The sequence below is a fragment of the Parahoeflea alexandrii genome, assembly GCF_027214025.1.
GTDB lineage: Bacteria > Pseudomonadota > Alphaproteobacteria > Rhizobiales > Rhizobiaceae > Hoeflea > Hoeflea alexandrii_A.
This window is the reverse complement of the sequence record NZ_JAPWHB010000005.1, coordinates 58,918-72,472: the sequence shown is the minus strand read 5'-3', so window position 1 is coordinate 72,472 and position 13,555 is coordinate 58,918. Positions and strand designations below refer to the sequence as shown.

Sequence of the window (13,555 nt, the reverse complement as noted above, 5' to 3'; positions counted from 1 at the left end):
AGGATCGGGCCGGCAAGGCCGGTATCGACTACACGGCAACCGCATCGCTCGGCGATGGTTCGCAGGCTGCAATCGATGCGCAGAACCGTCAGCGCAATCTCAGCTACTAAGACCATGACGACAGGATGAGGCCGGGTTCCTCCCAGCCGGCTTCATCCGCCTGACCTCCAGTCACGATCGTCCAGCAAAAGCCCCGACCGAAAGGCCGAGGCCTTGTTGTGTCCTCAAGCATCCGCACCGCCAGGCGGCAATGCGCGGGCTCAGCGGCGGTAGGTATGACCGCTTGCATCAAACAGATGCAGCTTGGCCTTGTCGGCGGTAAAGCGAAGCTTGTCGCCACGCTTGACGGGCTGATGGCCGGGCATCTTGGCGATGATCGGCTCGTCTTCGGTCAGGTCCTCGACATAAAGCAGCGTGACCTCGCCCAGCGCCTCGACGATCGAGACCGTGCCTTCGAACAGGAAATCATCGCCGGTGGTGGCGACCAGGTCTTCCGGCCGGATGCCGAAGGAGGCCTTCCTGCCCTTGTCCGCGTCGGGAACGGCGATGCCGGTATCGACCGACTTGCCGTTGGCAAAGGAGATGACGGCACTGGCGCCGGCACTCTCGATGGTTCCGGGAATGATGTTCATCGCCGGCGAGCCGATGAATTGAGCCACGAACAGGTTCTGCGGACGATCATAGAGCTCCATCGGCGGTCCGACCTGCTCGATGACGCCTTTCGACAGGACCACGATGCGGTCGGCCAGCGTCATTGCCTCGACCTGGTCGTGGGTGACGTAGATCATCGTCGTCTCGGGCATGGACTCATTGAGCTTGGCGATCTCGATACGGGTCGCCACGCGCAGGGCGGCGTCGAGATTGGACAGCGGCTCGTCGAACAGGAAGACCTTGGGGTCGCGGCAGATGGCCCGGCCGATGGCGACGCGCTGCCTCTGACCGCCTGACAGTGCCTTGGGCAGCCGGTCGAGATAGTCACCCAGCTGCAGGATATCGGCGGCGGAGCGGACCCGGCGGTCGATCTCGTCGTTGCTCTGGCCGGCAATGCGCAGGCCGAAGGCCATGTTGTCGTAGACCGTCATGTGCGGATAAAGCGCATAGGACTGGAACACCATGGCGATGCCGCGCTTGGACGGCGGCACATCGTTGACCACCATGCCGTCGATTTCCAGCGTTCCACCGGTGATCTCCTCAAGCCCGGCGATCATGCGCAGCAGAGTTGACTTGCCGCAGCCCGAAGGGCCGACGAAGACGATGAATTCGCCCTGTTTGATCTCGAGATCGACGCCGTGGATCACATCGACGGCACCGTAGGATTTCTTGAGGCCCTTCAATTTCAAGCCGGCCATGTCGTCTCCTCCCCTCACGCCCTGAATGGCTTCACCCGAGCCTGGCGAAAAAAGCATCGTAAGGTGATAGTTCTATTGTATCGGGACGCAGGAACCCCGAAAATCCGTGGCCGTCGAGCGGCTCAAGCGCACCCGCCGGACGGTCGATGACCTGGGTTTCCTCGCTCAGATTGAAGGCGCAGAAGATGGCTTCGTTGCCGTCGCGGCGGATCATCGAGAGCACCGCGTCGCCGGTGTCGACAAATTCGAGGCTGCCCTTGACCAGCGCCGGGTGGGATTTGCGGAAGGCCACCAGGCGCCGGTAATGGTTGAGCATGGAGGCCTGGACATTGTCCTGCGTGTCGACCGCGAGGTGGCGATGTTCGGGCGGGATCGGCAGCCAGGGCTGGCCGTTGGTAAACCCGGCGCATTGTTCATGCTCGGACCAGACCATCGGCGTGCGGCAGCCGTCACGGCCCTTGAAATCGGGCCAGAACTGAATGCCGTACGGGTCCTGCAGATCCTCGAATGCAAGCTCGGCTTCCGTCAGCCCCAGCTCCTCGCCCTGGTAGAGGCAGACCGAGCCCCTGAGCGACAGGATCAGGCCGGCAAGCAGCCGCAAGTAATGCTCCCGGTCGTTGACGTTGCCGCCCCAGCGGGTGGCGTGACGGACGACGTCGTGGTTGGAAAAGGCCCAGCAGGCCCAGCCTTCGGGAGCCGCCGTCATGAAAGCCGTCATCACCGAGCGCACCCGCTCAACGGTGAGCGGCGTGCCGGAGAGGAACTCGAAGGCATAGCACATGTGCATCTTGTCGCCGCCGGAGGTGTAGTCGGCAACGATCTGCAGCCCGATCTGCGCGTCACCCACCTCGCCCACGGCGGTGGTGCCGGGATACTCGTCCAGTAGCGCGCGGAAACGCCTGAGAAAGTCGAGGTTCTCCGGCCGGTTCTTGTCGTAGACATGGAGCTGGTGGTTGTAGGGATTGACCGCGGGCGCGATCGAATCGTTGCGCAACTCCTTGGCCAGCGGCGGGTTGTCCCTGAGTTCCTTGTCGTGGAAATAGAAATTGATGGTGTCGAGCCGGAAGCCGTCGACACCGCGATCGAGCCAGAACCGCACCACGTCAAGCAGGGCCTGGCGGACTTCCTCGTTGTGGAAGTTGAGGTCAGGCTGCGAGGTGAGGAAATTGTGCAGGTAGTACTGTTCGCGCTTGCCGTCCCACTGCCAGGCAGAGCCGCCGAAGATCGACAGCCAGTTGTTGGGCGGCGTGCCGTCGGGCTTGGGTTCGGCCCAGACATACCAGTCGGCCTTCGGATTGGTGCGGTTCATGCGGCTTTCGACAAACCAGGGGTGCTGGTCGGAGGAGTGCGAGAGCACCAGATCGATCATGATGCGGATGCCGTGATCGTGCGCCACCCTGACCAGATGATCAAAGTCGCCCAACGTACCGAACATCGGATCGACATTGGTGTAATCGGACACGTCGTAGCCGAAATCGCGCATCGGCGATGTGAAGAACGGCGAGATCCAGATAGCATCGACACCGAGCGAGGCGATGTATTCAATGCGGTCGGCGATGCCGATCAGGTCGCCGATCCCGTCGCCCGAGGTGTCCTGGTAGGAGCGCGGATAGACCTGGTAGATGACGCAGCCACGCCACCATTGTGCATCAGGCGCCAGCTCAAGGCCGGTTTGCTGCCGCTTGCCGGCAAGGGTCATGGTTTTCATAAAGGCCTCGTTATTTCACGGAGCCGGCCAGCAGGCCGCGCACCAGGTATTTCTGCATGGCGAAGAAGACCACCAGCGGCACCGCGATCGAGACGAAGGCGGAGGTCGCCAGGATCTCCCAGTTGCCGCCGCGGGTGCCGAGCAGTTCGACGATCTGCTTGGTCATGACCGTCGTCTCGCCGGTGGAATCGATGAGGAAGACCAGCGCCACCAGAAGATCGTTCCAGGTCCACAGGAACTGGAAGATGGCAAAGGAGGCCAGCGCCGGAAACGACAGCGGCAGGATGATCTTGACGAAGATCTGGAAATCGGTGGCGCCGTCGACCCGGGCGTTCTCGATGATGTCGCGCGGCAGGCCGACCATGTAGTTGCGCAACAGATAGATCGCCAGCGGCAGGCCGAAGCCGGTGTGGGCGAGCCAGACGCCGAGATAGCCCTTGCCGATGCCGATGTCGTTGTGGAGCTTGAGAAGCGGGATCAACGCCAGCTGCAACGGCACCACCAGCAGGCCGACGACGGCCGCGATCAGCAGCGAGCGGCCGGGAAAGCGCATCCAGGCCAGCGCGTAAGCCGCGAAGGCGGCAATGACGATGGGGATGACGGTGGCGGGAATGGTGACCGTGAGCGTGTTGAAGAACGCCTTTGCCATGCCTTCCCGGTTGCCCGGATCAAACAGCACGAAGCGGTAATTCTCGAGCGTGAACTCGGGCGGCCTCGTGGCGGTGGTGAAGACACGCGGCAGTCGGCTGTCGCCAAAACTCTGGGGCGCGGAAAGGCGGAAGGCGCCATCCTCGGCGACGGTGAGGCGCTCGCCGTCGCCCAGATCGACCACCTGGCCGGGTTCATAGGCCTCGGGCTCGCGCGAACTGGTGCCCCAGCGGCTGATGGTGACATTGCCGGCCTCGAAGAGATTGCCCGAGATGACGAATTCGCCGTCGACTTGCTGTTCGGCGCCGTCGATGCGGATTGCCGGGGCCTGGCGCTCCTGGGTGAACAGCGAAGCCCACCAGCCCGAGTTGGCGATCTGGTCGGCGGTGCGGAAGGAGGAGACAAACAGGCCGACGGTCGGGAACAGCCAGAGTGCCACGAGGGCCACGACCGAAATGTGAACGGCCCAGACGAGAGGTGATTTTCTCGATGATGTTGCGTGCATCGCCGTCTCCCTCAGCGCGTTTCTTTGCGGGCGTTGTAGACGTTCCAGACCAGGATCGGGGTGACCAGCAGCATGATGACCATGGCGCTGGCGGAGCCGACGCCCCAGTCGTTGGCGCGAAACAGCTTGTCGTACATGTAGTTGGCGAGAACCTGGGTCTCCCATTGGCCGTTGGTCATGGCGAAGACGATGTCGAAGACCTTGAGAACGACGATGGTGATGGTGGTCCAGACGACGACGATGGTGCTCATGATCTGCGGCACCTTGATCTTGAAGAATATCTGGAACGGATTGGCGCCGTCGATGACGGCCGCCTCGATGGTTTCCTCGGGAATGCCGCGCAGTGCCGCCGAGAGGATGACCATGGCGAAGCCGGTCTGGATCCAGACCAGCACCACCATCAGGAATATCGAGTTCCAGAACGGAATGGTCAGCCAGGTCTGAGGTTCGCCGTAGGGCAGCGTGGCGGAGGCAAGCGAGACGATGGCGCCGAGCGACAGCCAGATCATCCAGGCTGCGGCAATGGCGGCAATCGCGCGCAGGCCATGGGCCCACCAGTGCGACTTGCCATGGCCCTTTTCACGTCCGAGCAGCGGCCGCAGGATCTGGTAGATGACGAATGCCATCAGGGCGGCAAAGAGTGCCACCAGCAGCACCGGAACGAACTTGAGGAAGAGAACCGACATGGCGCCGCCGTCAAAGCTCAGCCAGACGGCATTGAGCACGCCGATCTGGTCCTGGCCTGCGGGCCGCGTGTCGTAGACCAGTTTCCAGATCACCGCTGCGCCGACAAAGGAAATCGCCATCGGCATGAAGATCAGCGACTTGGCGATGCCGCCCCAGGAGATGCGGTCGGTCAGTTGCGCGGCAAGCAGGCCGAAGGCGGTGGAGAACGCGGGCACGATCACCAGCCACAGCATGTTGTTGTGCATGGCTTCCCAGAATTTCGGCTCCCGGGCCATCTGGATGTAATTGGCGAGACCGACGAAAGCGCCGCCGGCGTCGCGGTCGGTCAACGACAGCCAGAGCGTGGCGAACACCGGATAGGCGAGATAGAGGCCGAGCGCGAACAGCGCCGGAAACAGGAACAGCCAGGGCCTTATCTGGTTGGCCCGGTTGATGTTGCGGCCGGCATTCTCGCCCCTGGCCGGAAACAGCACCCTGTCGAGAAACTGATTGGAAAAATAGAAGTAGCCCACGCATCCGCCGACGCCGACGATGATTGTGATCAGACCCTGAAGTGCCGGATGCATCCCTTCCCTCCCCAAAAGGCAGTGCCGATGGCAACCCCGGCCGCATGCCGGGATTGCCTTGTCTGGTCGCAGGGTTTGCTTACTTCAGCGCATCCCAGGATTTCTGGATTTCCGAAGCAACTTCCTCGGCCGATCTGCCGCCGGCATAGTCGACCATGCCGGTCCAGAACGAACCGGCGCCGACGCCGCCCGGCATCAGGTCGGATCCATCGAAGCGGAAGGTGGTGGCGCCGAGAAGGATGTCGTTCATCTTCTTGAGCGTCGGATCGCCGAAGACATCGGTGTTGACCGCCTTGTAGGGGGTCAGGAAGCCCTTCTGGGCCATCCAGATCTCATGCGCGATCGGCGATTCCAGGAACTTGATCAGCGCCTGCGCGCCGGGGCTGTCCTTGGTGATGGCCCAGACGGTGCCAGCGCCCAGGACCGGCTTGCCGAGATCCTTGTCGGCATAGGCGGGCATGTAGAAGAAGTCCGCATCGGTGCCGACCTTGGTGCCTTCGGGGAAGAAGGCCGGGATGAAGGAGGCCTGATGGTGCATGTAGCACTGCGGCGGCGAGGAGAAGAGCCCCTTCGGGCTGTCGCGGAAATCGGTGGTAGCGACAGCGCCGGCGCCGCCGGCGACGAACTTGTCATTGCGGGCGAACCAGCCGAATTCCTCGATGGCGCCGATGACGGCCGGATCGGTGAACTTGACCTCGTTGGACACCCACTTGTCATAGACGTCGGGCGCCTGGGTGCGCAGCATCATGTCCTCGACCCAGTCGGTTGCGGGCCAGCCGGTGGCGCCGCCCGATCCCAGACCGATGCACCAGGGCGTGCCGCCGTCGGCGACGATCTGCTCGGTCAGGGCCTTGAGCTCTTCCATCGACTGCGGGATCTCGTAGCCGGCATCCTCGAAGTTTTCCGGGATGTACCAGACCAGCGACTTCACATCGACCTTGTAGAAGAAGCCGTAGAGGTTCTTCGTGCCGTCCTTGCCGGCATAGGTGCCGAGATCGACCCAGGACTGGCCGGCGGCGTAGTTTTCCTTGACCCAGTCGCCGGTGCCGTCGGGCAGCGGCGTCAGGAAGCCGCGCTTGGCCATGTCGGCGGCAAGACCGGGCTGCGGGAAGACGGCGATATTGGGCGCGGAGCCGGCTTCGGCGTCGATGACGATCTGCTGCTCGAAGCTGTCGGAGCCGACATACTTGACGTCTGCGCCGGTGGCTTCGGCGAAATAGGCGAGCACCGCCTCGACGTTTGCCTGGTCCGGCCCGAGCCAGGGGCCGAAGACCGTGACTTCCTCGCCGTTGAGCTGCGTGGCCTTGAGCGCCTCGTAGCTCTCCCAGTTGAAATTGCCTTCGCCCGGGGCGAACTTCAGATCCGCGGCGTGCGCCGATCCCAATGCCAGCGCAGCCGCTGCCGCGCTCATCAAAAACAGATTTCTCATCAAACTCTTCCTCCCGGCCGATGACCGGCCTTCTCACTGAAGCTGAACGGTTTCTCCGAGCCCGCGCTACGTCAATTTCAAAGCGCTTTGGCTTGATTTCAGAGGATTACGAGAGCCTGCCTGAGTCAAGCTTAAAGTTGCCACCGCATCCAGATTCTCGCAGCAACCGCTCAGGAACCTCCAAAACCTGCCGCATTGCAGCATTATTTCGCGCTGCACGATGCGCTTTTTCGCTTTTTTTGCATGCAAAGCTGCGATTAGATGAAAGACTTGGAATAAGCGGCATCGTCTGGTAGCCGCCGCCGTTCCAAACCGCTTTGAAAGAACTGGACCTCCCCGCCGTGAACCTGAAGCAGCTGTCGCAGCTCCTCGAACTTTCGCAAACGACGATCTCGCGCGCGCTCAACGGCTATCCGGAGGTCAGCGAGCAGACCCGGCTGAAGGTTGTCGAGGCGGCGCGCAAGCACGGCTACAATCCGAACTCCAATGCCCGCAAGCTGGCGACAGGCCGGGCGGGATCGATCGGCTACGTGCTGCCGGTGGGCAAGAATGTCGATCTCGACCCGCATTTCGTCGAGTTCCTCTCGGGCCTGGGCGAACATGCGCTGTCGCGCGAAGTCGACCTATCGCTGACGCCGGCGCCCTACGAGCGGGAGACCGAGGCCTACCGCCGGATCGCTGCCTCCCGCTCGGTCGACGGCGTCTACCTGTCGTCGATGCGCAACGACGAGCAGCGCATCGGCCTGGTGCGGGGGCTGAAGATCCCGTTCCTGGCGCATGGCCGGGCGCTGGCGCCAGCGGACGGATATGCCTGCGTCGACATCGACAATGAAGGCGCGTTCTACGCGGCGGCACAGCTCCTGCTGCAGCTGGGACACCGGCGGCTTGCCTATATCAACGGCGACATCGACTTCACCTTCGCGGTCCACCGGCTGGGCGGCGTGACCCGGGCGCTCAGGGACTACGGCCTGCCGCCGGAGAGCCTGCAGCATCATTCCGCCGCGATGAACGAGGAGAACGGCTACCGGCTGGCGATGACGCTGTTCCGCGACAAGGATGCCGCCGAACGCCCGACCGGGCTGCTCAGCGCCTCGATGTTCGTGACGCTCGGGATCGTGCGGGCGCTCGACCAGCTCGGACTGCGCATGCCCGACGACGTGTCGATCATCACCCATGACGACGTGTTTCCGTTCCTCAAGCCCGAGAGCTTTTCGGTGCCGCTGACCACCACCCGCTCGTCGATCCGCGCCGCCGGCGCCCGCATCTGCGAGCGGCTGGTCGACATCATCACGGGGGTGGAGACGGAGCCGGTGCAGGAGATCTGGCCGGTGGACCTGATCGTTCGCGGCACCACGGGGCCAGTGCCGGCGGAGAGCAGGCCGGTTCGCAGACGGGCAACGGAGGATGCCCCGGCGGAGTAGCGGGACAGGGCCTGGCCGATACGGACGGGAAACCTGCCGATCAATCAATCGCTTGTTCAACGACCATCATAAGTGCCAGTCTGTCCTTCCAAGAGCATGAGGAGAGCGCTGTGTTTCACGGCAAGGTACTGGTCGCCCAAGGCGGCGGCCCAACGGCAGTCATCAACCAGTCCATGGTGGGCGCGGTGCTGGAATCGCGCAAGTTCCGCAATGTCGAGCTGATCTACGGCGCGGTGCACGGCGTGCAGGGAATCCTCAACGAGGATTTCTACGATCTGACCCGGGAGACCACCCACAATCTGGAAATGGTCGCCAATACGCCGTCCTCGGCGCTGGGCTCGACCCGCGACAAGCCGGATCTGAAATACTGCCAGGAAATCTTCAAGGTGCTCAGGGCGCACGAGATCGGTTATTTTTTCTACACTGGCGGCAACGATTCCTCCGACACGGTCCGCATCGTCAACGACGAGGCGCGCAAGGCAGGCTACGATCTGCGCTGCATCCACATTCCGAAAACCATCGACAACGATCTGGTTGAGAACGACCATACGCCCGGTTTTCCGTCAGCCGCGCGCTACGTGGCGCAGGCCTTCATGGGCATCAATCTCGACAATGCGGCGCTGCCCGGCATCTATATCGGTGTCGTCATGGGGCGGCATGCAGGCTTTCTCACCGCCGCCTCGGCGCTCGGCAAGAAATTTTCCGACGACGGCCCGCATCTGATCTACATGCCCGAGCGCGCCTTCGAGATCGACCGGTTCCTGAGCGATGTGAAGCAGGTGTACGAACGGTACGGGCGCTGCGTCGTCGCCGTCAGCGAGGGCATCCATGACGGTTCGGGCGAGCCGATCATCGCCAGGCTGGCCAAACAGGTCGAGCGCGACGCGCATGGCAATGTGCAACTCTCCGGCAGCGGCGCGCTGGCCGACCTGCTGACCCAGAAGGTCAAGCAGGAACTGGGCATCACCCGGGTGCGCGGCGACACGCTCGGCTATATCCAGCGCAGTTTCGTCGGCTGCGTGTCCGATGTCGACCAGAACGAGGCCCGCGAAGTCGGCGAGAAGGCGGTGCAATACGGCATGTTCGGCGACCGCGACGGATCGGTGACGATCAAGCGCACCGGCCACTACTCGGTCGACTACGAGCTGGTGCCGCTGGAACGGGTGGCCGGCAAGACCCGGACCATGCCCGACGAATTCATCGCCGCCTCCGGCCACGACGTGACCGACGCGTTCCGCATGTATCTCCGCCCGCTGCTCGGCAGCGGCATGCCGGACGCCTATCGGCTCAGGCCGAACAAGGTGGCGAAGATCTTAGCTGGGGGGTGAGGGGGAAGATCAACTCCGGCAAGCCCCAGCGAGACAGCTTATCTATTAGCGAGCAAGGCATCTGCCCGGAAGATTAGTTGAATATTAGCTCTTCTTCTTTGACTTCCCTCGAGGTAAGGGGGCGCGCCCATTGAATGCTAATTTCTCCGCTGCTATCTCTTCATCATCCATAACGAGAATGGTTTGCGTTCTATTCGGACCACCCTTGGATTTTCTAGCGGAATTCTTCTTCAGTTCACTCTGATTTTCCTCGAGTATAGTTTTTCTGAAATCTGTATCTACTATGTGGCATTTCGTTAGATCTGCGCCAGTGAAGTCGGCACCATCGACTTTGCACCGAAATAGGATGGACTGTCCCAAATCCGTATTTTGCACTTTCGCGCGTTCTAGTGACGCGTTGGCAAATATGGTAAGGCCTCCTTCTCGCACTCGTGGATCGAACTTTGCTTCAGAAAGATCCGTTTCCTGCAGCTGCGCGGATTTAAATTTCGTCCCGCTAAGATTTGCTCCAGTAAAATTCGCCTCATGCGCATCAACAAAATTTAGAGACGCGTCTACAAATACTGCCGACCTGCAGTTAGCTTTCTGCAAAATAGCGCGATCTAATCTAGCCCCAGAAAATACGGTCTCCACCAAACTAGAAAGATTCAAGTGAGCTTCCCGCAAATTAGCTCCGTAAAAAAAAAGGCCATCTAATCTACAGGCGCGCATTGAAATCGGTAGCCATATCAGAGGTCGAAAAGACCCTTCATTGCTGCTTTCATTGAAGATCACGCTGCCGAAAGTGTAATCGGTTACCGCCTGCCCGCGAATATCCAAGTAATCAAATGTAGGTATCCTACCTGTTTCTGCGACGTGACTTCTAGAAGACAGGCGCGCGAAGAGTGATATGAAGGACTGAGGATTTGGCCAATCCAGGCGAACAGGGCCGACTTCCCAGGCTTCATCATGATTTATGCCCATCGTCCGCCAGGGATACGAAATGTGCGCTATTGCTTGAAACGCAGACCAGACTACGTCCCAGATACGCTGGTCTGACTGGTCTGCTCTTGCATAAACCATTTCAGTTTGACCACCTGGTTCAGGCGAGAAGCTAAACCCGTTTTGTAAAAGCCAATTCATAACCGGCAAAAAATGCCATTCCAGTTCGCGGCGTGCAATTTTAGCGCTGCGGAGGCGCATTCGTAGCTCGTCAACAAAAAACCTAGCTATTTCCGGCTTCAGAACTCCATATCGCATGATTGCTGCAAGTTTAGCTGCAGCTTTTGCACACCTGCCGGGAGAGGAGCGCTCCCGTACTTCGTCCAAAGCCGTTGTCAATGTGGTGGCGAGTCCCCTAGCGATAAGATACTCGCCGATGGTTTTGTGAACAAACTCATAGCCAGCAGCATCTCCCCCCACACTGCGCGTGTACCCCTGGAGCGCAACTGATTTGAGGGAACTTGCTACGCTATCTGAAATATCTTCATATTTGTCTTCATTGAGATAAACCTTAAGCATGGCATCAAACGCGGCCACGTTCACCGTGCGCCCGCCGGTACCCCAAGACGCTAAGCCTAATGCCTCTTGCAAGAGGAAAAAATCATCCTCTGAAACATCATCAGTGGCTGGGTGGCCACCCCGCTGCTTGTTACCCGTCACTCGTGGTGCGGATAATCCCCACTTCCTTTGATAGATCTGCTTGAAGATTTCCTCGTAGACGTGATTGCGATTACTTGCCGCTTTTTCCCACTGCTGGCCTAGGTAGCCTGTCCAAATTAGAAGATACAGAAGCAGCGGTTCGGCGGTAAGTTCTTGAAGCGCCCGTCCGGGCGCGTTGTTTGCCTCTAAAGCGACGGGCAGCGATTGGTCCGCTATTGCCTTTGCTGAACACCAATTGAGCCAGTATTCTTGCCGCTGGTCCTTCTCTGCAAGCTGCGCAAGATCGACAGTGCAACTGTGGCGTTTCGCCTTCTCCCATTCATCCGTGCCCGTTACTGGAAGGAAACCGGCTACCCGAACGAGTGCGTGATGTCCGATGCCCAATTTATGGAAAGCCTCTTGGGCAGAGATAGTTCGACCCAACACTAGCGCACAGACATGGAACCCACCGGAGTTCCGCGCGTAGACCCAGGAACTAAGTGCTTGCACAAAATCGGCGGTAACTGTCGCCGCTTCGGCGGACCCTGGCGGAGCGATTTCATCAAGACCATCGCAGATGAGCAGCAGGGGACGCACCGGAGAAGACCCCGTGGTCTCGCTTTGGCCCAGCCAATTAAGCGCGTCTGGATGTCGATCTAAACCAAGATCGGTCCGTGACCTCAAGAGATTTTCCACGCGGACCGGAAACGATCCTACAGCTTCGATTTCTTGTAAGGGAACGAACAAAACATCAAATTCCTCGCTATCAATGGCTTCGATAGCTAACGCACGCGCCAGAGTGGATTTTCCTGAACCGGGACCACCCGCAATAACTCTAATTGCTTCACTGCAGTCGCGCTCCCGTAACCACGTCCATATGGTAGCATGCAAGTCGTCAACGTGGAACAAATAGCGCCATTTGTGCGGATCCTTATCGCTCTCCCGAAAAAAGTCGCTTCCTACAAGCTCAGCCGGTCCATCGTCCTCTTGGACATGCCCCTCATGCCTTTCCCTCGAAACCCAAAGTGCTCTCTGGCGAACGTAGAGATCTGACAACGTTATCCCTTCGTCTTCTTGCCCAAAAACTGGCTTCAGACTGAAGGAGTTAAGAAGGAAATTGTAGTGACGCGTTAGCGATCTGTACTTGTCGTAGCCGTCTGCAAATGCCCCTCGGAAACTCTGCTCGACCTTTGCAAATTCGTCCGGACGGGCATTCCTGCAATCCAGGAACCCTTCGATCAAACACTCTTCGAACAGCTTCCGCCCATTGGCAATGGGATTGTCTAGTGTATAGAGCCTCATCTCATGTGTGATGTCTCTGGCCATCCTGCGGAAAGCAGGAAGTCTCAAAGGGGACAAAAACACCTCAGGTGACAACTCCTGAGTATTCTCCTCAAGCAGAAGTTCAAGCCGGATAACTAGTGTCTCGACAAGGGACTGAAGCTCCACGCCCGTTGGTCGCCGGTCCAATGGAGCGGTCGATATGAACCGCACAATACCTGCCGCGTAGGCGGCTTTTACCATTGACCAAGCGCTAGAACCCAACGAAGGCTTGCTGTGGCTCGACAGAGCCAGGGCAGCATCAATGATAGCAGGCATGGCTGCGCCCATTGCTACCATCGAAGCGCCGGGCTGCCCTGTGATTAGTACCGGGACAGCGGCGGCGGCGGCCTTTGCCAAATCTGCCGCAGCCGTAGTCCATGCAGGTTTACGGCCTTTTGCTGAAGTATCGATTTTCATTTGCTGCCCCTGTGTGCGAAGCTCAAAGGCATCAGAAATCACACCGTCCGTCAATGAAGCAGACACGAAAGGATCACAACTTAAATGGGTCCTCAACAGCTTTGCTCGCGCGCAATGTACTGCGGTGCATTGACAAGCTAAAAGGGCGGCACTTCAGAATTAGAAATTTTTTGCGCGGGGGCATCTAAGTCCCTTGGCGCAGCCGTCGCCCCCATGGGGTCTACCAGAAGGGGCATACGTTTCACCCGCAGCAGACAATACGATGCCATCAGTACACCTTCTCCATAGGAACGGCTGACATAGGTCGGGGCATGGGATCGTGTCAGCTGGGTATAGCCCAATGAACACTTGGTGGGTAGCGCCAAATTGCGTCAGATAGGGTCGACAAAATCAATCGGACTGCAAAGTCAAAGGACAGCATGCATGCGGACAGAATGTCCGTAGTTGCGGTCCGTTCTCGTCATCGTTGACAACGACCGTTTTAAAGCCGCAAATCGGAAATCACCAAGGACAGGAATGGGGGCGCGTAGCGAATACTGGCCGGAGAGCAGCGT

8 protein-coding genes are annotated in these 13,555 nt (G+C 59.8%); 2 read left to right on the top strand and 6 right to left on the bottom strand.

Annotated elements, in window-relative coordinates; all coding sequences use genetic code 11:
- Positions 1 to 260 precede the first annotated feature (260 nt).
- From O4H62_RS16830 to O4H62_RS16810, 5 genes are all read right to left on the bottom strand, one after another.
- Positions 261 to 1,349: an ABC transporter ATP-binding protein gene (locus O4H62_RS16830; RefSeq protein WP_269389613.1), complete on the bottom strand. Its 1,089-nt coding sequence runs from the start codon at positions 1,347 to 1,349 to the stop codon at positions 261 to 263.
- Positions 1,350 to 1,380: 31 nt separating this feature from the next.
- Positions 1,381 to 3,057 carry an alpha-glucosidase gene (locus tag O4H62_RS16825; RefSeq protein WP_430538456.1) on the bottom strand — a complete coding sequence of 559 codons (1,677 nt, stop codon included), beginning with the start codon at positions 3,055 to 3,057 and terminating at the stop codon, positions 1,381 to 1,383.
- A 10-nt stretch (positions 3,058 to 3,067) separates the two neighbouring features.
- Positions 3,068 to 4,210 (bottom strand): carbohydrate ABC transporter permease, encoded by a 1,143-nt coding sequence (locus O4H62_RS16820; protein WP_269389611.1) that lies wholly within the window; start codon positions 4,208 to 4,210, stop codon positions 3,068 to 3,070.
- 11 nt (positions 4,211 to 4,221) lie between these two features.
- Positions 4,222 to 5,463 (bottom strand): carbohydrate ABC transporter permease, encoded by a 1,242-nt coding sequence (locus O4H62_RS16815; protein ID WP_269389609.1) that lies wholly within the window; start codon positions 5,461 to 5,463, stop codon positions 4,222 to 4,224.
- Between the two features lie 79 nt (positions 5,464 to 5,542).
- Positions 5,543 to 6,892, bottom strand: a complete 1,350-nt coding sequence (locus O4H62_RS16810; RefSeq protein WP_269389607.1) for an ABC transporter substrate-binding protein — start codon at positions 6,890 to 6,892, stop codon at positions 5,543 to 5,545.
- A gap of 341 nt (positions 6,893 to 7,233) precedes the next feature.
- Between O4H62_RS16810 and O4H62_RS16805 the strand changes: the two genes are divergently transcribed.
- Together O4H62_RS16805 and O4H62_RS16800 are read left to right on the top strand one after the other, a co-directional pair.
- Entirely contained in the window at positions 7,234 to 8,313 is a 1,080-nt protein-coding gene (locus tag O4H62_RS16805; RefSeq protein ID WP_269389606.1) for a LacI family DNA-binding transcriptional regulator, read from the top strand.
- 110 nt (positions 8,314 to 8,423) lie between these two features.
- Positions 8,424 to 9,641 carry a 6-phosphofructokinase gene (locus O4H62_RS16800; RefSeq protein ID WP_269389604.1) on the top strand — a complete coding sequence of 406 codons (1,218 nt, stop codon included), beginning with the start codon at positions 8,424 to 8,426 and terminating at the stop codon, positions 9,639 to 9,641.
- Positions 9,642 to 9,725: 84 nt separating this feature from the next.
- On the opposite strand, the gene O4H62_RS16795 is transcribed toward O4H62_RS16800, so the two are convergent.
- The gene (locus O4H62_RS16795) at positions 9,726 to 13,001 is read right to left on the bottom strand and encodes a pentapeptide repeat-containing protein (RefSeq protein WP_269389603.1); all 3,276 of its coding nucleotides are present in this window, start codon (positions 12,999 to 13,001) and stop codon (positions 9,726 to 9,728) included.
- Between the last annotated feature and the right edge of the window lie 554 nt (positions 13,002 to 13,555).

What these genes read in the sequence shown, in the direction of transcription:
- O4H62_RS16825 (WP_430538456.1), bottom strand. Translation starts at nt 3,057, where the DNA reads ATGAAAACCATGACCCTTGCCGGCAAGCGGCAGCAAACCGGCCTTGAG.
- O4H62_RS16820 (WP_269389611.1), bottom strand. Translation starts at nt 4,210, where the DNA reads ATGCACGCAACATCATCGAGAAAATCACCTCTCGTCTGGGCCGTTCAC.
- O4H62_RS16810 (WP_269389607.1), bottom strand. Translation starts at nt 6,892, where the DNA reads ATGAGAAATCTGTTTTTGATGAGCGCGGCAGCGGCTGCGCTGGCATTG.
- O4H62_RS16795 (WP_269389603.1), bottom strand. Translation starts at nt 13,001, where the DNA reads ATGAAAATCGATACTTCAGCAAAAGGCCGTAAACCTGCATGGACTACG.
- O4H62_RS16830 (WP_269389613.1), bottom strand. Translation starts at nt 1,349, where the DNA reads ATGGCCGGCTTGAAATTGAAGGGCCTCAAGAAATCCTACGGTGCCGTC.
- O4H62_RS16815 (WP_269389609.1), bottom strand. Translation starts at nt 5,463, where the DNA reads ATGCATCCGGCACTTCAGGGTCTGATCACAATCATCGTCGGCGTCGGC.